Origin of the sequence: Halorubrum rutilum, assembly GCF_042665015.1 — an archaeon.
Taxonomy (GTDB): domain Archaea; phylum Halobacteriota; class Halobacteria; order Halobacteriales; family Haloferacaceae; genus Halorubrum; species Halorubrum rutilum.
In genome coordinates this window covers 105,803-125,595 of record NZ_JBHTBL010000002.1, presented here as the reverse complement: position 1 = coordinate 125,595, position 19,793 = coordinate 105,803, and the positions used below count along the sequence as shown (strand labels likewise).

The following is a 19,793-nucleotide window of genomic DNA, read 5'->3' as shown; positions in this document are numbered from 1 at the left end:
TGCGACCGACCGACTCCCAAGCATATAAGTACCGTTGGGTATCCTCTGAAACTATGGGCGTGCGTCGAACCGCCGTCGTGAAACTCGCCGTTTCCGACGAGCAACGCGACGCACTCCACCGAACCGCCGAGCAATACCTGTACTGCGCGAACCGAACCGCCGACTACTGTTGGTCCGACACCTCCCACACGGAGTGTAAAACCAACAAGCGAGAGGTTCGTGACGCGCTTTACGCCGACCTTCGAGAGGAGACAGACCTACAGGCCCAACTTGTCCAAGCCGCTATCAAACGCGCTGTCGAAGCCGTCAAAGCGTGTGTCGAACGGTGGAAAAAACGACAGCGCGTCTCTCAACCGACGTTCACCGCTGAAACGATGGACTACGACACACGGAGCGCCACCTTCTACCGCAACACGGTGTCGCTGGCAACTGTTGAGGGCCGAGTCGAACCGTCGTTCGTTCTCCCGGCAGACAGTCCGACGCCCTACGAGCGGTACGTACTCTCCGAGAACTACGAGTTCCGCGAGAGTACGCTTCGGTACGACGCGGCCACTGACGAGTTCTACCTCAACATATCAACGCGGCGGACAGACGGTGACGATGGGGTTTCGGAAGATACCGGGCACTCCGACCAAACGGTCCTCGGTATCGACCTCGGCGTCAACAGCCTTGCTGTGTCCTCAACCGGCACGTTTTGGCAGGGGGACGACTACGACCACTGGTGTCGTGAGTTCGAGAAGCGGCGTGGCGAGATGCAACAACGCGGCACGCAGGCCGCACACAAGGCGCTTCTTCGCCTTGGAAAGCGAGAGGACGCCTGGCGCAAACAGTACATCCACACGATCGCCAACGAACTCGTCTCGGAAGCCGTCGAACACGACTGCGACGTAATCGCGTTTGAGGAGTTGAGCGACATTCGAGATCGGCTTCCACACGCGAAGTGGCACCACGTCTGGGCGTTCCGACGCCTGTTTGAATACGTCTCCTACAAAGCCCCTGAACAGGGGGTCTCCGTAGAGCAGGTCGAGCCGACCCACACATCCCAACGCTGTTCTCGAACAGACTGTGGGTTTACGCACGACGGCAACCGCCACGGCGAACACTTCCAGTGCCAGAAATGCGGGTACGAGGTGAACGCGGATTACAACGCTGCAAAGAATATTGGCGTGCGGTACGCTCGGAAGCGACAACACAAACTCCGTTCCTCGCCCAAGTCGGGGAGCGGAGACGCACCAGTAGACGTGCGTGTGAATGGTGGGACGTTGAACGGCGAGAGTCACCAGCCTCTTGCTGGCGACTGATTGCCGGGAGTCCACATCAAATCCCTACCCTCAACAAGCGAACCCCGTATGGGGTGAGCGAAGTAGGGTAGGGTAGTTTACGCCTCGCCGAGGTCGCGGAACATCGCGCGGTAATCGTCGGCGGAGAGCGACTCGCCGAGCTCGTCGATGTCGGCGTCGAGCGTTTCGAGCCGCTCGACGAGCTCGGCGTACGCCTCGTTCCCCTCGCGCTGTGCGGCCGGCTTCTGGGCGTTGAGCACCGCGCGCTTGCTCGCGAGGGCCGCCGCCTCCTGAACGAGGTCGTCGTACTCGCTGCGGGTGAGAAGGGTGTCGATCGCCGCCAGCAGCTTCGAGCGGCCGACGGGCTTGGTGAGGTACAGGTCGAACCCCATATCGATGATGTCGAAGTCGGGCTCGACCGCGGTGACCATCGCGACCCGGCAGTCGTAGCCGGCCTCGCGGATGTGTTCGAGCACGTCGTCGCCGCTCCCGTCCGGGAGCCGACGGTCGAGAAGCACCACGTCGACGGTCTCGTCGATCCGGTCGATCGCCTCCGCGGCGGTCTCGGCCCGGTCGACGTCGTACCGCTCTTCGAGGAAGCCGGCGTACAGCGCGGCGATGTCGGGCTCGTCCTCCACGACGAGGACCGAGGGGTCGCTCACCGCCGATCACCGCCGGAGTCGACGGGGGACACTTCACCGGGCATACACGAACGGGCGGCGTGTCGAGAAATAAAGCTGTCGCCGTCGATTCGGCCGGTCGCGTCGGATCGTCTTTTATATACTCCCGTCGCCAATGGTGGGACGAATGTCAGAACTCGTCTCCACCGGGGTCGAGGGGCTCGACTCGATCCTCACCGGCGGCATCACGGAGCGGTCGACGGTGCTCGTCTCCGGGAACCCCGGGACCGGCAAGAGCATCTTCGGAATTCAGTACCTCCACCACGGCGTCACGGAACACGGCGAGCGCGGGGTGTACGTCTCGTTCGAGGAGGACGAGGCGGACATCCGCGGCGCCGCGGAGTCGATCGGTCTCGACGGGTTCGGCGACGCCGTCGACGACGGCGACATCGTAATCTTAGACAAGCGGGAGATGCTCCGCGAGACTGACTTCTCGACGGCGGTCGACCGCCTGCTCGACACGATCGAGGACGGCGACTTCGACCGGCTGGTGCTCGACTCGCTGTCGATGTTCCAGCTCTTCTTCGACGCCGAACAGGAGAAGCGGACGTACCTCCTGAAGTTCTCCGACATCCTCAAGGCGAACGGGCTGACCTCGCTGCTCATCAACGAGCAGGGCGCGGTGTTCCCGGACACGGAGGTCGGGCTGGAGAACTTCCTCACGGACGGGAACATCTACTTCATCCAGACGCCGACGGACTCGGGCGTGAACCGCTACGTCTGGGTGGCGAAGATGCGGAAACAGGACATCGACACCGACATCTTCCCGATGGAGATCGGCGAGGGCGGGATCACCGTCCACGAGCGGGCCGGCGGGTTCTCGATGATGGGCGGCTCCGAGAATCAGCCGTCGTTGTAAACTACCCCGCCCTACTCGCTCACGGCGTTACCGTTCGCTTCGTTGAGGGTGGGGCTTTCGCGTGGACTCCTGTTCTGGCCATCGCTGGCAGGCTCGTAATCGCCGTTCACATTCAACATCCCGCGATTCAAGCGCACGTTTACGGGTGCGCCTCCGCTTGACGACGTTTGCGCCGAGCGGAGATGCTTCAGACCGATATTCTTCGCCGCGTTGTAGTCGGCGTTCACTTCGTAACCACACTTCTGGCAACAGAACCGTTCTTGCGTCTTGCGGTTCTCTCGGAGTGTCGTCCCACACTTCGAACATCGCTGGGAGGTGTAGGCGGGACTCACCTGCTCGACCGAGATGCCGACGACTTCAGCTTTGTACTCGACGTACTCGAACAGGCGCCGGAACGCCCACACGTGGAACTTCTTGGCGTTCGGCATCCGCTCACGAATTCCCGTCAGGTTCTCGAACGCGATCACGTTACAGTCGTGCTCAACGGCTTCTGCGACGAGTTCCTTCGAGACGGTGTGGAGAAAGTGATCGTACCGGCCCGTCTCGGTACGTCCGACAGACCGGATAGTTTCGTGGGCAGCTCGCGTCCCACGCTGGTGGAGCGACCCACGCCGCTTTTCGAACTCGCGGTGCCAGTGGGTCAACTCCGACCCGTTCCAGAACGTGCCCGTCGAGGTGACGGCGACGTTTTCGATGCCGAGGTCAACGCCGAGGACTGTGCTGTGCTCGGCGTCACCTTCATCGGCAGTCTCGGACTCTACGTCCGCCTTTGTGCGGACGTGAAGGTAGAACTCGCCGTCTCGGTAGTGGAGTTCCGCACCCGTTACATCGTAATCGTCGTTGAACAGGTACTCCGAGTGGGGCGTCTCGCGGTCATCGTCCGGAAGGATGTACTCGGCGGTGATGCGGCCGTCGACGGTTGCGAGCGTCGCGTGGTCGTCGTTAAACGTCGCACACCGCTTGTCGTAGACGAGAGTTGAGGCAGTGAAGTGCGGCTTCCCTGCGTAGTCACCCTGTTTCCAGCGGGCGACGACGCTCTGGACGGCGTCGGCAGCCTTGTTGCGAGCGTTCTGGACGAGATTCGCTTGTAACCGTGTCTCAGCCCGCACATCGTCGTAGGTTTCACGTTGAAGTTGGGCTTTGCTCGTCGTTTTATACTCGCCTTGCCACGCGTGGTCGACGACGTAGTTGGCGGCCCACAGAAACTCGGAGATGGTCTCATGGAGGAGGTTGGCGTCGCTGTCGGCCACATTAATCTTGACAGGGACGGTGCGGCGGACCTCCATCCGTACTTCAGATATGTACTTTTGTTTTTATGTTAGTAACGATTCGGAGAGGAGTGGGTTAACCATCGAACGTGGCTGGTGTAGTGCCGGGTCGGTTTCTTCTCCGACATACTCGCTCGCTTCGCTCACTCCTTGAGGTTGGAGGATCCTCCTTGTACGCTCATGTGTAGGACATTGTTGATGTAGTGCCGTCTTGCGATTCTGGTATCAGGCAATCTAGATAAGAATCATCTATCTGAGTGGTCTACCAGTCATTTCCCATCACCACCACCTTCGAGGGAACTGTATCAACAATCTCCTACGGAAGAGCGCATCTTGTATTATGCTGACGGGTCGGGTACCGGCGGGAGGGAGACCGTCGCGGAACGGGACTACTTCGACGAGAGGTCGCGCCACACGTCGTCGAGCCGGTTCTTCACCGCGGAGCGCTCCTCGACCTCCACCGTGAGCCCGTCGCGGAAGTCGACCTCGACGCCGTCGACCTTCCGGCGGTACACCTTCACGCGGCGGTGCTCGTCCGAGAGCGGCCGGTCGTGGAGTTCGAGGAGGTCGGCCTCCTCCAGCTCGTTGATCCGGCGGTAACACGTCGCGATCGGGACGTCGAGCTCGTCGCTCAGGTCCTGCGCGGACATCGCGTCGCCGGTCGCCGTCAGGATGTCCGTGTTGTACTTGTTCCCGAGCACCGTGATCAGGTCATCCCCCGCCATTCACGTTATCGCTGTTGATTTTTACAGGGTAAAAGGATACCGGTGGGCGTGAGCGCCGTGGGCACGCAAGGGAACGGGGTGACGGACGGCGAGCGCCGCTTCGCGACGCCGCCAGCGGGAGACGAGGTGTTATCGCCGGTGATAGCCGCCACCGTGGGTTTATGTGTCGACTCCGAGCAGGGCGGGTATGGAGCTCATCGAGGGGTTGTATCTCGTGACGACCACCGTGTTGGCGGGCGCGAGCGCGACGCTCGCGGCGTTCGCGGTCGCGGCGTATCGGTCCTCCGGCCGCACCGCGATGGCGTACCTGGCCGTCGGGTTCGGGCTCGTCGTCGTCGCGGCCGTCGCCACGCCGGCCGCCGCCTTCCGGACATCGTTCGCGAACGCGCAGGCGCTGCTACTGATCAACACCGGGCTGCTGGCGGCGTCGATGGCGCTCGTCGCCGGGAGCCTTGCCGTCTACGAGCCGGGCACGCGGGAGCTGGTGATCCCGGAGTCGGAGCTCGCGCGGATTCAAGACCGGTAGCGACCCGCGGCGCGGCGAAGCGCGGCACGGGAGCGCGCGGCGTCGACGGCGCGGATCCCTTCTCACATCGTCCCACCGCGAATACGGACGGAATCGAGTAGCTACTGCACCCGCGCGATCCGGTTCGAGGTCGAACGCGGATCGCCCGAGATCCGGGCGCACGCTTACCGCATCCCGGATATCGGATTCGATAACCAGATCGGGATGTCGTTGATGATTATGGAAATTATCGCTATGAAATTAATACGATAATCGCATGACTGCAGTCGTTTATCAGGTCAAATAATCGGCACGGAGTCTTTAATAGGGAAATTTCACTTCATATCGATAACGCCCGCCGGGCAGGCCGGGGGCCGACATAACACAACCAATGTTCGAAACCAGACTGGACGAGGAAGAGCGCGGGCAAGTGGGGATCGGGACCCTCATCGTGTTCATCGCGATGGTGCTGGTGGCGGCGATCGCTGCCGGCGTCCTGATCAACACCGCCGGCTTCCTTCAAACACAGGCAGAGGCAACGGGTCAAGAAAGCACCGCACAGGTGACCGATAATCTTCAGGTGTACACGGCTGCGGTGCCACAAGGTGAAATCAATAGTACAGCAATCGCACAGATCAATCTTCAGGTTGGTCTCGGTCCTGGAAGTAACCGGCTTGATCTCCAAAATGCGGAAATCCAAGTTGTTGGCCCAGCCGGCGTGGCGACGGCAAGCATGGCAAGCGGTTCCACAACATTAATAGACTCAACTGACAGGCAGACGGTTAATCTAGTGCTTGGGTCCACGGCTACCGACAGCGGTAGTGGTGTTGATGCAACAGCTGCGACTGGTGACGGACTTGCCGCTGGCGAGACGCTTGAGGTGACGATCACAACCTCCTCCGGCGGACAAACGTTCGAAGTGTACACAGCACCCGACCCCCTGCTGGATAGCCGGTCAGTCAGCCTATAACAATGTTCAAAACGATCATTAACGGGAAGGAACGCGGGCAAGTGGGGATTGGGACCCTCATCGTGTTCATCGCGATGGTGCTGGTGGCGGCGATCGCCGCCGGCGTCCTGATCAACACCGCCGGCTTCCTCCAGACGCAAGCAGAGGCAACGGGTGAAGAAAGCACTGCACAGGTGACTAATAGCCTTCAGGTGTACACTGCTACTGCAGCGCAGAGTAATATCAATGGAGATGGCATCCAACAGATCGATCTTCGTGTCGGCCTTTCTCCAGGCAGCGATCCAATAACTCTGGGTGAGGATGTTGCAATACAAGTTGTCGGACCTGACGGTGTTGCAACGACGAACTTGAATAGTCTTGCTTCGAATACAGACTTGACTGACTCATCAGAAAGAGAAACGATCCCGCTTAATCTTGGGGCAGGTAACTCAAATACGATTGATGTTACCGAGGCTGTTGGTAGCCCGTCAGCACTTGAGGCTGGGGAGACGCTCGAAGTGACGATCACGTCTCCGTCCGGGGGACAGACGTTTGAGGTGTACACGGCGCCTGATCCATTACAGTCAGGACAGTCTGTTAAACTGTAACAATGTTCGAGAAACTAACTAACGAAGAGGAACACGGCCAGGTAGGCATCGGGACCCTCATCGTGTTCATCGCGATGGTGCTGGTGGCGGCAATCGCCGCCGGTGTTCTGATCAACACCGCCGGATTCCTCCAAACGCAAGCAGAGGCAACGGGCGAAGAAAGCACTGCACAGGTGACGAACAACGTCGACATCGTGTCAGCGACCGGCACTGGTGGTCCGCCGCTTACTACAGTAAATCTGGTTATCAAGAAGTCGGCAGGATCTGACCCGGTCGACCTTTCACAGGTAGAGATCCAGTACGTCGGACCCAGCGGTGTGGTCACGACCCAACTCGACGACAACGACAACGACATTGCGTTCAGAGAGATATCCGGCGGTGCTAACGGAATTCTCGAAAGTCAAAGCGATCGAGTCGAAGTAGAGCTCAGTCTCGACGGTTCTGATGGATTTGACAACGCTGGAACGCTGTCAGCCGGAGAAGAAGCCGATATAACGCTTACGACGGCGTCCGGCGCACAGACGTTCGAGACACTTCGGGTCAGTGACCCGGCCAGCAACCCGGAGGATCTGTAAATGTTCGAATCACTACTGAATAAAGAGGAGCGCGGACAGGTTGGAATTGGGACGCTCATCGTGTTCATCGCGATGGTGCTGGTGGCAGCGATTGCTGCTGGTGTCCTGATCAATACCGCCGGCTTCCTTCAGACACAAGCAGAAGCAACAGGTCAAGAAAGCACCGAACAGGTGTCTAATAATCTCAAAGTTGAGTCGGTTGTCAGTGAGGTTGAGAGCGGTCCGCAGATTAATGCTATCGCTATTGATGTGAGTCTTGCGCCAGGCTCAGACCCAATCGATATTACGAGTGCAACACTAGAATGGATTGGGAGTGGTGACTCTAAGACATTCAGTATAACAGCAGCAGATCCTAGTCAAGACAGCTCTAGTTTAGATCCGGTGATTGTTGATAATCAAAAGACTGAACTCACTAGCACCGGAGAAACGGCACGAATATACATTCTCAGCGGTACCCAGAGCAAAGCACTTGATTTAGGGACCAATGCCGGTAGCGGTGCCGGTACAGGTTCCGGAGTCAGCGACTTTCCCCTCACTGGAGGCGCTGAGGCTGACATAACAATCACGTCACCTAGCGGCGGACAGACTACTGCGACAGTTCGCGTGCCCGACGTGCTTGTTTCCGGCGAGGGTGTCCGACTGTAGCCTCAGCGCACAGCTACAGTTTAGGTTGAACCGCCCGGAACACCTATTTTCTTACGTCTTCACATATGTGTCATGAGCGACCGCGACACACCGGTGGGCGACCCGGACGCCCCGCCGGCCGACCCCGACGAGCTCGACTTCACCGACGACGAGACCGTCGTCGAGATCGGGGAGAGCCGGTACGTCGTCGGGACGAGCGGGCGCCCCAACATCCGCCGAGCGCAGCCGGACCAGCGTCCGGGGGAAGAGGGATTCACGTCCGCCGACCCGGAGAGCCCGGCGGAGCGCCGATCCCCGGATTCAGGGGGCAGTCAGAGGAGCGCGACGGGCAGTGGTGGCGCCGGTCCCCCGCAGGCCGACCGCGGTTTCCCCGAGGTCGACCGGCAGGCGGTGAGCCGGTGGCTGGCAAACTCCTTCGATGGCGATGGATTTAGCTACGGGATTGACGCAACGCTCCACGCCGACGGCGACACCAGTCGCCAGCGGATGGTCTCGAATGACGTGACGGCGACGTTCGACTCACTTGTGACATGGTTCGCGTCCAATACAGGTCCGGATTCACCGACGCCAGAGGCACTCGGGCTCTTGCTCGTCGCGAGCGAGACGGCGGTAGATCTTCCGCCAACGGTCATCAAGGAGTTCGCTACGAACCACGGGCTCACGGCGAGTGACAGCATCAGTGACCTTGTACGTGCTGCAGAGGGGGCAGACGGATTCCGGATTGAGTAGCGAGTCCTCACAACTGGATTTTCAGGAAGGCAAATCAGTCGCCGCGCAGTAAATCGGGCTAAGACAGCGTGGCCAAGTTGCTGTGTTTCAAGGAGCTTCCCCCCGCAATATACCCGCTAATAAGGAGTGAAACGGAGACCAAATGCGGGTGCCACAGAGACGCAACCGTCGGAGCGACACAGCTGCGATGTCACAAACGAGGGGTAGGCGACGTCTGCCCCGTACTTGCGGCAGCTCTAACTCACGGGTCACCAGAGATAGTGGGTCCAGACAGTAAAGTTAGTACCAAAATTTGACATGAGTATCGTGATTCTGCCGATCAGCCCGGACAGACCGGGGGTGGTAGCGACGATCTCTCATCTCAGCCCACGTATCAGACACCTATCGGGGTTCGTTGGTCGTCAGTTGAGAATGGGACGTAGGCATTCGAAACAGCGCTGCTGGCTGGCGATTTCGAGAGCCAAACACACGAACGGTGTCGAGCATAGCCACCTCACAACGCGGTGTGGTCGGTAATACCCTACTCACCGTGAGTTTCACTGGTTTCACGGGGAGATGTTGCGGGGGGACAAATCATTGAAACAAGTCGATTTGGCCGCAACGACACGCTGATTTGCCCTACATTCTAGTTGGGCAGGTGAATCTGGCAGGGTGTTTGCGAGCTAAGACGAATGGAACTTCCAGAAGTGACAAGCGCTCAGTACTCCTGTCTTCTGTCAGCTATAAGAACTGGAGCAGCGCCACGCCGACTAGAACGAGCACCACGTACAGTCCGGCCATCACCTCACGTTTCAGCGGGCTCCCGAGCGGCCCTGCTGTCAGGCGACGAACCGGCGGAAGGATCACGATCCCACCAAGTAACAGGGGGAACGCACCGATCTGCGGGACGAGCGTAAGCGCGACGACCACGGTCCCGTACCCGGCGACGTAGCAGCCGCGCCGCCAGAGCTGTTCTCTGTCGGTGAGCTCCTCGGTCGAGAGAAAGCCGTCGCCGTCGGCCGCGTCGGCGCTCTCGCCGAATCCGCTCCCGTCCCGGCCGGCGCCCGAGTCGCCGGTGATCTGCTGGGCCTGTCGCTGGACGTACTCGTCAAGCTCCTCGGCGGCCGCCTCGGTCTGAGGAGCGCCACAGTCGACGCAGTAGCGGGCTTCGTCGTCGATCGACGACTCGCACCGGGGACAGGTCTTCATCCTCATCGAAAGCGGACCGCGGTCGGGCTTAACTCTTCGGGGCTCGGTCAGCGATCGAACACCGCCGCAGTCGGGCGATTCGGCCCGAATTGAGTCGCGGCGACCGCCCCGAGTTCTCCAAAGCGATAATCTGAAGCGGGCGTCGGCGCCGTCGGCCGCCCTCGCGGTGTCCCGTTCGCGTCTCGGTGTCGCGACCGGACCGTTCTCAGCGTTGAGAACCGCGGGGGAGCGGTTAAGTGACCGCTGGCCCGCCTTCGAGACAACCATGGCAACGCGCGTGCTCATCGCGGACGACTCGGAGTTCATGCGGAACCTCCTCCGGGAGATTCTGGAAGGGGAGTTCGAGATCGTCGGCGAGGCCGAAAACGGCGTGGAGGCGGTCAACATGTACGAGGAGCACGGTCCCGACCTCGTGATGATGGACATCGTCATGCCGATCCGCGACGGGATCGAGGCGACGACGGAGATCCTCGAAGAGAACCCGGGGGCGACGGTGATCATGTGTACCAGCGTCGGCCAAGAGGAGAAGATGAAGGCCGCGATCAAGGCCGGCGCGGAGGGGTACATCACGAAGCCGTTCCAGAAGCCGAACGTGCTCGACGCCATCGGATCGGCGGTATAATGCGGGTCGACGTCCGGGCGCTCGGCGCGTGCAACCGGCTGGCGGAGCGCGGGGCCGAGCAGGCCGCCGGCGCGCTCGCCGATCTCACGGGGACCGACCTCGCGGTGGAGGTCACGGGCGCGAGCGTCGCCAGCGGCGAGGACCTCGCCGAGGCGTTCGCGGGCCGCGAGTCGATCGGCGTGAGCGTCGGGCTCGACGGCGGGCTCGACGGCGAGGCGGTGCTCGCGTTCGACGCCGCCAACGTCGGCGCGCTGCTCTCGCTGCTGCCCGGCGGCGCGTCGGTGGAGCGCAGCGCGGTGACCGAGGTCGGCAACATCGCGCTCGGCGGCTTCCTCGACGGCTGGGCGAACTACCTCGGGAAGGCGATCGACATGACGCCGCCGCGCTACTTTGAGGCCGACGGCGCCGCCGTCCTCCCGGACGGGGCGCTCGCCGGCGACGGGGTCTTCCTCTTCGAGAGCCGGCTGGACGCGACGACGACCGACCTCGACTTCTCGATATACATGCTGCCCGACTCCGGACCGTTCCGCGACCTCGTCGTCGGGAAGACGGCGCCGGCCGCGACCGCGGGCGCGGAGGCGGGCGCGGAGGCGGCCGCGGACGGCGCGGCGGGCGGCGGGGGCGACGCGGGCGGCAGCACCGCCGTCCCGTACGAGTCGCTGTCGACGTTCGCGTCGCTGGCGAAGCGGGGGTCGGCGAACGCCGCCGACAACATCGCGATGATGACCGGACTCGACGCGACCGTCGACGTGAGTCGGCTGCGGTTCGTCCCCCTCGCCGACGTGCCCGCGGAGGTCGGCGTCGAGCCGCACGCCGGGACTGTCTTCGAGCTCCAGGGGGAGCCGAGCGGCTACCTCGCGATTTTGTTCGAGGAGGAGTCGGCCGCAGCGATCGCGGCGTCGATGCTCCCGAGCGAGCCGGACGAGCCGCTGGGCGGGATGGCGGAGAACGCGCTCTGCGAGCTCGGCAACGTGATGACGAGCGGGTTCATCGACGGCTGGGCGAACGTGCTCGGCACCTCGATCAGCCACTCGCCGCCGGAGTTCGTCCACGACATCGGCTCGGCGACGATCAGCCCGCTGGTCGCCAAGCTGAGCCGGCGGCAGGACTACGGCTTCGTGATCGACGCCGCGATCCAGACGGAGGGCGTCCAGGCGCGGTGCGACGTGTACGCGCTCCCGGACGAGCGCGAACTGGCGCGGGCACTCGACCGTCTCTCGGAGACGTGAGCCACCCTTCGTCGTCCCGCGGCCGCGGGTCGCGGAACCGCGACGACGGCGACGGGTATCGCGAGGCGAGCGGGGTCGGAGGGGGCGACGCCGCCGAGCGTCAAATCAAGGTCGGCGTCGGCGAGCTGGCCGTCGCGACCGACGGGGAGACGCTGACGACGAGCGGGCTCGGCTCCTGCGTCGCGGTCGCGCTCGGCGACGAGCGGGCGGGCGTCCGCGGGCTCCTCCACGCGATGTTACCGACGAGCGACGAGGGGCGGACGGCCGCCGCCCGCCGAGGGAAGTACGTCGACGCCGGCATCGACGCGCTCGTCGACGACCTCGTCGCGGCCGGGGCGGCGCCCGACCGGCTGGAGGCGCGCGTCGCCGGCGGCGCCGAGATGCTCGATCTCACCGACGCCGTCGGCCCCCGGAACGTCGAGCGGGCCGAGCGGTGTCTCGCCTCGGCGGGCGTCCCCGTCGTCGCCAGCGACGTCGGCGACGACGTCGGACGCACCGTCCGGTTCGGGCGGGACGGCGGGCTGGTCGTCCGAGCAGCCGACGGGTTCGAGCGCACCCTCTGAGCGGGGCGGCGTCGCGGTGCCGCGAGTGGGGCGCCCGCCGCCTGGGAGCGAGCCCTCTTCTCACTGCTGATATTTTGAGGGGTGAATTGAAGTGTGTTCTGCGGGTCGTACTCGGTAATGGGCCTCGAACTACCGGTGTTGGGAGCTCCAACGGCCGCCTGGGCAGTCGCCACGCTGGGGCTCGTCGGTGCGAGCGTCCTCGACCGCTTCCTCGACGACGACGGCTCCGATGACGACTCCGGAGGGATGGGTGGCGATGATCCGTTCGGCGGCGGGATGGGCGACAGTGATCCCTTCGGTGGTGAAATGGGGGACGGCGGCGGCAGCGGCGGTGGGATGGGGGACGGCTTCGACGACTTCGACGGGATGGACGACTTCGACGACGGTGGCAGCGTCGCTGCTGCCGGCGCCGACACCGACGAGCTCGAAAACCGGCTCGATGACTTAGAAAACGAGGTCGCCTCGCTTTCCTCAACGGTGTCCACAGTGCGGTCGGAAAACGAGGAGATCTCAACTGCAATCGACGACATCGGGGAGGATGTTCGGAACCTGCTCGACATCTATGAGATGGTCACCCGCGGGATCAATCCCTTTGTCGATGAAGACAGCGGTTTCGACAGCGTCGGCGGCGGGGGCGAGGGGTCGTTCGGGCTCTTCAACGATGAGGGCGAGGAAGACGACGCCGACGATCTTGACGAGGATGTCGCGAACGCCGACGCCGACGGCTTCTTCGACGACGAGATGCTCGACGACGAGTTCGACGACGGGGACGACGAGTTCAGCGAGCTGGACGGGGAACTGGACGACAATCACACGGACGACGGCGACGCCGCCGACGCCACGTCCGAGACCGCGGCGGCGGACGAGGGAGACGATATGAACGACGATGGAAAGAGCTTCAGCGAACTGAAAGAGGAGTACGACGCCGGGGAAGCCGACTGGGCCGACGAGGCGGGGGACAACGGCGACGCCGGGGCTCCCGCGGACGAGGACCCGTTCGACGACGGGGACGACTCGTTCGACGACGACCTCGGCGACGAGACGGACCCCTTCGACGACGGCGTCGAGTCGTTCGACGAGGGGACGGACAACTTCGGCGGGGGAGCCGCGGACGACGCCGACGCCGGGGCGGAGGGCCATGAGCCTGAGCCCGAACCGGAGCCGGCGGCGGACCGCACGCGCGGCCCGCGCCCCGGCGGCGACCCGGCCGAGGCGAACGGCGACGGCTTCGAGTACGTCAGGGAAAATGACCTCTCGGGGAATCGAGAAAAGCCGTACCTCACGGAGCTCCCCGGCGACTACGTCGGCGATCTTCTGGTGATGGAGTGGCTGGAATTTCTCGTCTCCGCGAGCAACGTCACCGACGCGGTCCGTGCGATCAACTACTACGAACGGATTGAGTGGGTCGGCCCCGAGGCCGCGGCGCGGCTCCGCGACTTCCTCTCCGGGTTCGGCACGATCGACCGCAACCTCGTCGACCGGCCAGGAACCAACCGACTGAACCGGGAACACCACACACGCAGTCTCCGGTACGTGACCCAGCTTAACGGGGTTGGTGGTCACGGACTCCTGCTCGACCGGTGGGACGACCTCGCCGGCGGCTCGCTGGTCGGCGGTGAGCCACCACCAGTCGGTGGCCGCGGCCACAATCAGCCGCGCAGCCGACGCGAGGACCGCGACGGCCGGCGACGCGACGAGCGCAACGGTCGTCGCGCCGACGGCTCCACAGAGCCCCGGGCAAACGGCCACAGCGACGCGCGACGGCGAAACGAGCGGTCGGGGCGTAACAGGGGTTTGAGACGCGACGAAGAGCAGGCGAACCGGGGCGGCGACTCTGAGAAACGCAATCGGAACAGCGGCTCCACGCGACCCATGAACGACCCGGACCCGCGTTCCGACCGCGCCGACCCGGCCGACGGAGGGTGGGGCGATGGGCGTTAGCGTCTCCGCGTCGACGGCTATCATCGTCGCGGGCCTGTTCTTCGCGTTCACCGCCTTCTACCCCGTCGCGGCCAACGGCTTCGACCGCGTCACCGACGCGCAACAGGGGATCCAGGAGCGCTCGCTGGAGCGGCAGAACACCGACTTCGCCGTGACGAACGCGACGTACGACGGCGGGGCCGAGACCCTCACGATCGACGCCGTCAACGACGGCTCGGTCGGGCTGGTCGCGAGCGACGCGACGCTCGTCGTCGGCAACGAGTACGTCGACGTCGGCGGGGCGAACGCGGACACGACCGTCGACGGCGACGCCGACACCGAGCTCTGGCTCGGCGGCGAGACGCTGACGGTGACGGTCGACACGACGGCCGTCGACACCGCGATCGCGACCGGGAGCGACCCCACTCGCGTCGTCCTCGTGGTCGAGTCCGGCGTCCGCGACGCCGCGGAGGTGAGCGCGTAGATGGCCAGCGTCCCCGTCTCGCACCTCATCCTGTTCATCGCGAGCCTCGTGATCGCCGCCGGCGTCGTCGGCACGGTCACGACCGGCGTCGACCGGGTGAGCGCGGCCGTCGAGGACGCCGGGATCGACGCGACCGAACAGCTCCGGACCGACGTGACGGTCATCTCCGACGCGAGCGCCGGGGTGTACAACGAGAGCAGCGAGAACGTGACGCTGTTGATAAAGAACACCGGGACGCAGCGGCTCAACCCCGACGGCTCCGGCCTCGACGTCGTCTTCGACGGCGCCTACGTCCCGCCGGACGCGACCGACGGCGAGCTCGTCTCTGCCGGCGACGGCGCGGCGTGGGACCGCGGGGACGTGCTGCGGCTCACGATCGACGTCAGCCAGGTGGACGGGACGGGGGGGACGCTCGACCCGGGCACGGACCACCGGGTGTACCTCACGGTGAACGGCGACGAGGAGCTGTTCCAGTTCCGGACGGAGGGGAGCTGAGATGCCCCGCGCCGACAACCTGCTCTCGATCGGACTGGGCGAGCGCGACCGGCTGAACAAGGAGCTCGGCGGGGGGATCCCCCGCGGGAGCATCGTCCTCATGGAGGGCGACTACGGGGCCGGGAAGAGCGCCATCTCCCAGCGGTTCGCCTACGGGCTCGTCGAGGAGGGGGCGTCCGTCACGCTGATGTCGACGGAGCTCACCGTCCGCGGGTTCATCGACCAGATGCACTCGCTGGAGTACGACATGGTGAAGCCGCTCTTAAACGAGGAGCTGCTCTTCCTCCACGCCGACTTCGACTCGGGCGGCGCGTTCTCCGACGGCGACGGCGAGCGCAAGGAGCTGCTCAAGCGGCTGATGGACGCGGAGGCGATGTGGAACTCCGACGTGATCTTCCTCGACACGTTCGACGCCATCTTCCGGAACGACCCGACGTTCGAGGCGCTCGTCCGGAAGAACGAGGAGCGGCAGGCCGCCTTGGAGATCATCTCCTTCTTCCGCGAGATCATCTCGCAGGGGAAAGTCGTCGTGCTCACCGTCGACCCCTCGGCGGTCGACGACGACGCGATCGGGCCGTTCCGGTCGATCGCCGACGTGTTCCTCGAACTGGAGATGATCGAGGTCGGCAACGACATCCGCCGGCAGATCAACGTGAAGCGCTTCGCGGGGATGGGCGAACAGGTCGGCGACACGATCGGGTTCTCGGTCCGGTCGGGCACCGGGATCGTCATCGAGAGCCGGAGCGTCGCCTGAGCCGATGGCCGAGCCGACGCAGCGCCGTCCCGGCGGCCGGGACGCGACCGGTCCGGCGGGAGGCACGGAGTAGATCATGACCGAACACGGCACCGCGAAACCATCGGAAGAGCTCCGGAAGGCGGCCATGCGGCGGCCCCACCTCCGGGAGCACCTCCGGGAGTTCAAACAGATTACCGGGGAGTTCCCACAGTTCATCGAGGAGCCGAAGTCCGAGTACGAGTCGAACCGCCCGAACGTCATCTACCCCGTCGGCGGGCCGATCTACAGCCACATCTACGGCGACCTCGGGCAGGACACGAAGTACTACGCCATCGAGCCGGAGGTGTCCGGGCCCCAGGCCGAGATCCTCAAACAGGTCAAGAGCCGGCTACTCACGGTCAGCGGCCAGCACAGCGCGCCCGACTCGGAGACGGAGTACGACGACCTCATCGAGGAGCTGTTAGAGGAGGTGACCCACGTCGACGAGGGGGCGACCGGCTGGCGCCGGGGACTCTCGAAGCTCCGGAACTTCGGCCGGCTCTCCGTCACGGAGGAGACGTACGAGAACATCCGCTACCGGCTCAACCGCGACATCGTCGGGCTCGGGCCGCTCGAACCGGTGATGCGCGACCCGGCCAACGAGGACATCCACGTTATCGGCCCGAAGGAGTGTCACGTCGACCACGGGACGTTCGGCATGTTGGAGACGACCGTCGACTTCGGCACGCCCCAGGAGTTCGACAGCTGGCTCCGCAACATGGGCGAGCGGATCGGCGACCCCCTCTCCGACTCCGACCCCATCGTCGACTCCACGCTGCCGGACGGGTCGCGTATCAACATCATCTACTCCGACGACGTGTCGCTGAAGGGCTCCTCGCTCACGATCCGGCAGGGCGAGGAAGTGCCGCTGTCGATCAACCAGATCACCAACTGGGGGACGCTCTCGCCGCAGCTCGCGGCGTACCTCTGGCTCTGCCTGGAGAACGAGCAGACCGTGTTCGTCGTCGGGGAGACCGCGTCCGGGAAGACGACGACGCTGAACGCGATCCTCTCGTACATCCCGGACGACTCGAAGATCTACACCGCGGAGGACACCGCCGAGGTGGTCCCGCCCCACAGCACCTGGCAGCAGCTGCTCACTCGGGAGGGCGGCGGCGAGGGCTCCTCCGACGTCGACATGTTCGACCTAGTCGCCGCCGCGCTGCGGTCGCGGCCCGACTACATCATCGTGGGCGAGGTCCGGGGCGCCGAGGGGCGGATGGCGTTCCAGGCCGCCCAGACCGGCCACCCCGTCATGCTGACGTTCCACGCGTCCGACATCGTCTCGATGATCCAGCGGTTCACGTCCGAGCCGATCAACGTCCCGGAGACGTTCATGGACAACGCCGACGTGGCGCTGTTCCAGAACCGGGTGAAGCAGGGCGACGACGTGCTCCGGCGGGTGACGAGCGTCCAGGAGATCGAGGGGTACTCCAAGGAGATGGAGGGGGTCGTCACCCGCGAGGTGTTCAGCTGGGACCCCGTCGAAGACGAGATCGTCTTCCAGGGGATGAACAACTCCTACGTGCTCGAAGAGCAGATCGCGACGCTGCTCGGGTACGCCGACACCCGCGACATCTACGACGACCTGGAGTTCCGCGCGGAGCTCATCGAGCGGATGATCCAGGAGGGGATCTTAGGCTACCACGAGGTGAACGACGCGATCAACTCTTTCCAGCGCGACGGCGTCGAGGGGCTCCCCTTCGACATGCACCGGAACGTCAGGTGATCGGACGATGACGGGGGACACGCGGTAACATGGCGGTGAAAGAGGTCGGCAACGGGCTCGCGACCGCGGCCGAGCTGACCTCGGCCGTCGTGGAGTCGTACGACAAGCTCGACATCTCGAAGCGGAAGTACGTCGGGCTCGTGTTGGTCCCGGCGGTCCTCGTGTTCGCCGCGAGCGTCGTCGGCCTGTTCGTCCTCCCGCTGCCGTTCGCGGCGCGGGTCCCGGTCCCGATGTTCGGCGGGCTCGTCTTGGTGGCGGCCGTCATCTACCCGAAGATCTACCTCTCCGGCCTAGAGAACCAGATCGACAACCAGCTCCACCTCGTGATGACGCATATGACCGTGCTGTCGACGACGAACATCGACCGCATGGAGGTGTTCCGGACGCTCGCGACAGAGGAGGAGTACGGGGCCGCGGCCGAGGAGATCGGCCGCGTCGTCCACCTCGTCGACACCTGGAACCAGAGCCTCGACGACGCGTGTCGCCGGCGGGCCGAGGAGGTCCCCTCCGACGCGATGGCCGACTTCTTCGACCGGCTCGGCTACACGATGGGAGCGGGCCAGTCGTTAGAGGAGTTCCTCGTCTCCGAGCAGGACGTCATGCTCGCGAAGTACGAGACGGTGTACGAGTCCTCGCTGGCGAACCTGGAGGTGATGAAGGACCTGTACATGTCGATGATCCTCTCGATGACGTTTGCCCTCGTCTTCGCCATCGTCCTCCCGATCCTCACCGGGAACAACCCGACGGCGACGGTGGCGGCCGTCATCGTCCTGTTCGTCTTCGTCCAGCTCGGCTTCTACGCGATGATCCGGGCGACCTCGCCGTACGACCCGATCTGGTTCCACCCGGACGAGCGCGCGCCGGGCGACCTGAAGCTGTGGGCGTCGCTGGGGGTCGGCGGCGGGCTCTCGTTCGTGCTCATCGGGATCACCGCGGCCGGCATGTTCGGCTACGGTCCCGGGCTCCCCGGGCTGCTCTTCTTCATCGACGACGTCCGGCTCCCGTTATACCTCGCGGTCCCCGTCTCGCCGCTGTTCATTCCTGGCATCGTCCTCCGGAAAGAGGAACAGCAGATCACGGCGCGGGACGGCGAGTTCCCCTCGTTCGTCCGGGCGCTCGGCGCGACCGAGAGCGCCAAGCAGTCGACGACGACAGACGTGTTGACCACGCTGCGCGACAAGAACTTCGGCGACCTCTCGCCCGCCATCGAGCGGCTCTACCGCCGGCTCAACATGCGGATCAGCACCGAGGGGGCCTGGGAGGCGTTCACGTACGACACGCGGTCGTACCTCATCCAGAAGTTCTCCGAGATGTACCTCGTCGGCCGGCGGATGGGCGGGGACCCGAAGATGCTCGGCGAGCTGATCTCGAAGAACATGAACGCCGTGAACCAGCTGCGCGAGCAGCGGCGGCAGGCGGCGGTGACGTTCATCGGGCTGCTGTACGGGATCACGGCGGCGGCGACGTTCGCTTTCTTCATCGGGCTGGAGATCGTCGCGATCCTGGCGGACCTGACGGCCGACTTCGGACTCCAACAGATGGACATCGGGCAGATCGTCTACCCCGGCGCGTACGACATCCCGCTGATCGAGTACCTGCTGCTCACCGTGGTGCTGTTCAACGCCGCCCTCTCCTCGCAGATGATCCGGCGGATCGACGGCGGGAACCCCGCGAACGGGTACATCCACTTCGTCCTGCTGACGTGGCTCGGCGCGGTGACGGCGATCGGGACCCGGACGCTGGTGAACGCGATCCTGTCGATTTAAGCAATATGTCGGTCGATCGGTCGCTTGTGAATAGCGCTCTCGCGTCCGGAGCGGTCGCAAAGTCCCAGCCGCTCGGCTGTACGTGACTGACGACTCTCCGGGGGATACCGCCAAAGCCCCAGCCGGGAGGACTCGCGCGGCTCGCTGCGGTCCTCGTCGCTCGTTTCACTCACTCCTGCGGTCCTCGCGTCGCCGTGCT

The 19,793-nt window shown here is 64.2% G+C and carries 21 protein-coding genes; 17 read left to right on the top strand and 4 right to left on the bottom strand.

All coding sequences use genetic code 11. The features are described from left to right. Positions 1-53 precede the first annotated feature (53 nt). Entirely contained in the window at positions 54-1,301 is a 1,248-nt protein-coding gene (locus ACFQMF_RS03435) for an RNA-guided endonuclease InsQ/TnpB family protein (protein WP_256407694.1), read from the top strand. Positions 1,302-1,378: 77 nt separating this feature from the next. Here the strand turns inward: ACFQMF_RS03435 and ACFQMF_RS03430 are convergent, their stop codons facing one another. Continuing rightward, positions 1,379-1,942: a HalX domain-containing protein gene (locus ACFQMF_RS03430; protein ID WP_256407695.1), complete on the bottom strand. Its 564-nt coding sequence runs from the start codon at positions 1,940-1,942 to the stop codon at positions 1,379-1,381. 145 nt (positions 1,943-2,087) lie between these two features. Between ACFQMF_RS03430 and ACFQMF_RS03425 the strand changes: the two genes are divergently transcribed. Beyond that, positions 2,088-2,819, top strand: a complete 732-nt coding sequence (locus ACFQMF_RS03425) for an RAD55 family ATPase (protein ID WP_256407696.1) — start codon at positions 2,088-2,090, stop codon at positions 2,817-2,819. Positions 2,820-2,830: 11 nt separating this feature from the next. On the opposite strand, the gene ACFQMF_RS03420 is transcribed toward ACFQMF_RS03425, so the two are convergent. Both ACFQMF_RS03420 and ACFQMF_RS03415 read right to left on the bottom strand, forming a co-directional pair. After that, on the bottom strand, positions 2,831-4,105 hold the full coding sequence (locus ACFQMF_RS03420) for an RNA-guided endonuclease InsQ/TnpB family protein (protein WP_256407697.1): 1,275 nt from the start codon (positions 4,103-4,105) through the stop codon (positions 2,831-2,833). Between the two features lie 371 nt (positions 4,106-4,476). Next, positions 4,477-4,812: a helix-turn-helix domain-containing protein gene (locus tag ACFQMF_RS03415; protein ID WP_256407698.1), complete on the bottom strand. Its 336-nt coding sequence runs from the start codon at positions 4,810-4,812 to the stop codon at positions 4,477-4,479. A 187-nt stretch (positions 4,813-4,999) separates the two neighbouring features. Between ACFQMF_RS03415 and ACFQMF_RS03410 the strand changes: the two genes are divergently transcribed. The 6 genes from ACFQMF_RS03410 (at position 5,000) to ACFQMF_RS03385 (ending at position 8,823) form a co-directional block, all read left to right on the top strand. Beyond that, positions 5,000-5,338 carry a hypothetical protein gene (locus ACFQMF_RS03410; protein ID WP_256407699.1) on the top strand — a complete coding sequence of 113 codons (339 nt, stop codon included), beginning with the start codon at positions 5,000-5,002 and terminating at the stop codon, positions 5,336-5,338. A gap of 370 nt (positions 5,339-5,708) precedes the next feature. Then, positions 5,709-6,287, top strand: a complete 579-nt coding sequence (locus ACFQMF_RS03405; RefSeq protein WP_256407700.1) for an archaellin/type IV pilin N-terminal domain-containing protein — start codon at positions 5,709-5,711, stop codon at positions 6,285-6,287. Between the two features lie 2 nt (positions 6,288-6,289). After that, positions 6,290-6,874 carry an archaellin/type IV pilin N-terminal domain-containing protein gene (locus ACFQMF_RS03400; protein WP_256407701.1) on the top strand — a complete coding sequence of 195 codons (585 nt, stop codon included), beginning with the start codon at positions 6,290-6,292 and terminating at the stop codon, positions 6,872-6,874. Positions 6,875-6,876: 2 nt separating this feature from the next. Further along, positions 6,877-7,449 (top strand): archaellin/type IV pilin N-terminal domain-containing protein, encoded by a 573-nt coding sequence (locus ACFQMF_RS03395; protein WP_256407702.1) that lies wholly within the window; start codon positions 6,877-6,879, stop codon positions 7,447-7,449. Further along, positions 7,450-8,094, top strand: a complete 645-nt coding sequence (locus ACFQMF_RS03390; RefSeq protein ID WP_256407703.1) for an archaellin/type IV pilin N-terminal domain-containing protein — start codon at positions 7,450-7,452, stop codon at positions 8,092-8,094. A gap of 72 nt (positions 8,095-8,166) precedes the next feature. After that, on the top strand, positions 8,167-8,823 hold the full coding sequence (locus ACFQMF_RS03385; RefSeq protein WP_256407704.1) for a DUF7500 family protein: 657 nt from the start codon (positions 8,167-8,169) through the stop codon (positions 8,821-8,823). Positions 8,824-9,543: 720 nt separating this feature from the next. Here the strand turns inward: ACFQMF_RS03385 and ACFQMF_RS03380 are convergent. After that, positions 9,544-10,011: a zinc ribbon domain-containing protein gene (locus ACFQMF_RS03380; RefSeq protein ID WP_256407706.1), complete on the bottom strand. Its 468-nt coding sequence runs from the start codon at positions 10,009-10,011 to the stop codon at positions 9,544-9,546. Between the two features lie 265 nt (positions 10,012-10,276). Between ACFQMF_RS03380 and cheY the strand changes: the two genes are divergently transcribed. The 9 genes from cheY (at position 10,277) to flaJ (ending at position 19,594) form a co-directional block, all read left to right on the top strand. After that, on the top strand, positions 10,277-10,633 hold the full coding sequence (gene cheY / locus ACFQMF_RS03375) for a chemotaxis protein CheY (protein ID WP_092566902.1): 357 nt from the start codon (positions 10,277-10,279) through the stop codon (positions 10,631-10,633). Then, the gene (locus tag ACFQMF_RS03370; RefSeq protein WP_256407707.1) at positions 10,633-11,862 is read left to right on the top strand and encodes a chemotaxis protein CheC; all 1,230 of its coding nucleotides are present in this window, start codon (positions 10,633-10,635) and stop codon (positions 11,860-11,862) included. The genes cheY and ACFQMF_RS03370 overlap by 1 nt, the downstream gene beginning before the upstream one ends. Then, positions 11,859-12,425 carry a chemotaxis protein CheD gene (locus ACFQMF_RS03365; RefSeq protein ID WP_379791559.1) on the top strand — a complete coding sequence of 189 codons (567 nt, stop codon included), beginning with the start codon at positions 11,859-11,861 and terminating at the stop codon, positions 12,423-12,425. The genes ACFQMF_RS03370 and ACFQMF_RS03365 overlap by 4 nt, the downstream gene beginning before the upstream one ends. Before the next feature lie 117 nt (positions 12,426-12,542). Continuing rightward, positions 12,543-14,366: a FlaD/FlaE family flagellar protein gene (locus tag ACFQMF_RS03360; RefSeq protein WP_256407708.1), complete on the top strand. Its 1,824-nt coding sequence runs from the start codon at positions 12,543-12,545 to the stop codon at positions 14,364-14,366. Next, on the top strand, positions 14,356-14,829 hold the full coding sequence (gene arlF / locus ACFQMF_RS03355; protein WP_256407710.1) for an archaellum stator protein ArlF: 474 nt from the start codon (positions 14,356-14,358) through the stop codon (positions 14,827-14,829). Before ACFQMF_RS03360 ends, arlF begins: the two co-directional genes overlap by 11 nt. Beyond that, positions 14,830-15,324, top strand: a complete 495-nt coding sequence (gene arlG / locus ACFQMF_RS03350; protein ID WP_256407711.1) for an archaellum stator protein ArlG — start codon at positions 14,830-14,832, stop codon at positions 15,322-15,324. A gap of 1 nt (position 15,325) precedes the next feature. Further along, positions 15,326-16,078 (top strand): archaellum protein ArlH, encoded by a 753-nt coding sequence (arlH, locus tag ACFQMF_RS03345; RefSeq protein ID WP_256407712.1) that lies wholly within the window; start codon positions 15,326-15,328, stop codon positions 16,076-16,078. A gap of 76 nt (positions 16,079-16,154) precedes the next feature. After that, positions 16,155-17,828 (top strand): type II/IV secretion system ATPase subunit, encoded by a 1,674-nt coding sequence (locus tag ACFQMF_RS03340; protein ID WP_256407713.1) that lies wholly within the window; start codon positions 16,155-16,157, stop codon positions 17,826-17,828. Positions 17,829-17,857: 29 nt separating this feature from the next. After that, a complete protein-coding gene (gene flaJ / locus ACFQMF_RS03335) occupies positions 17,858-19,594 on the top strand; it encodes an archaellar assembly protein FlaJ (protein ID WP_256407714.1) in 1,737 nt (578 codons plus the stop codon). The last annotated feature ends 199 nt before the right edge of the window (positions 19,595-19,793 follow it).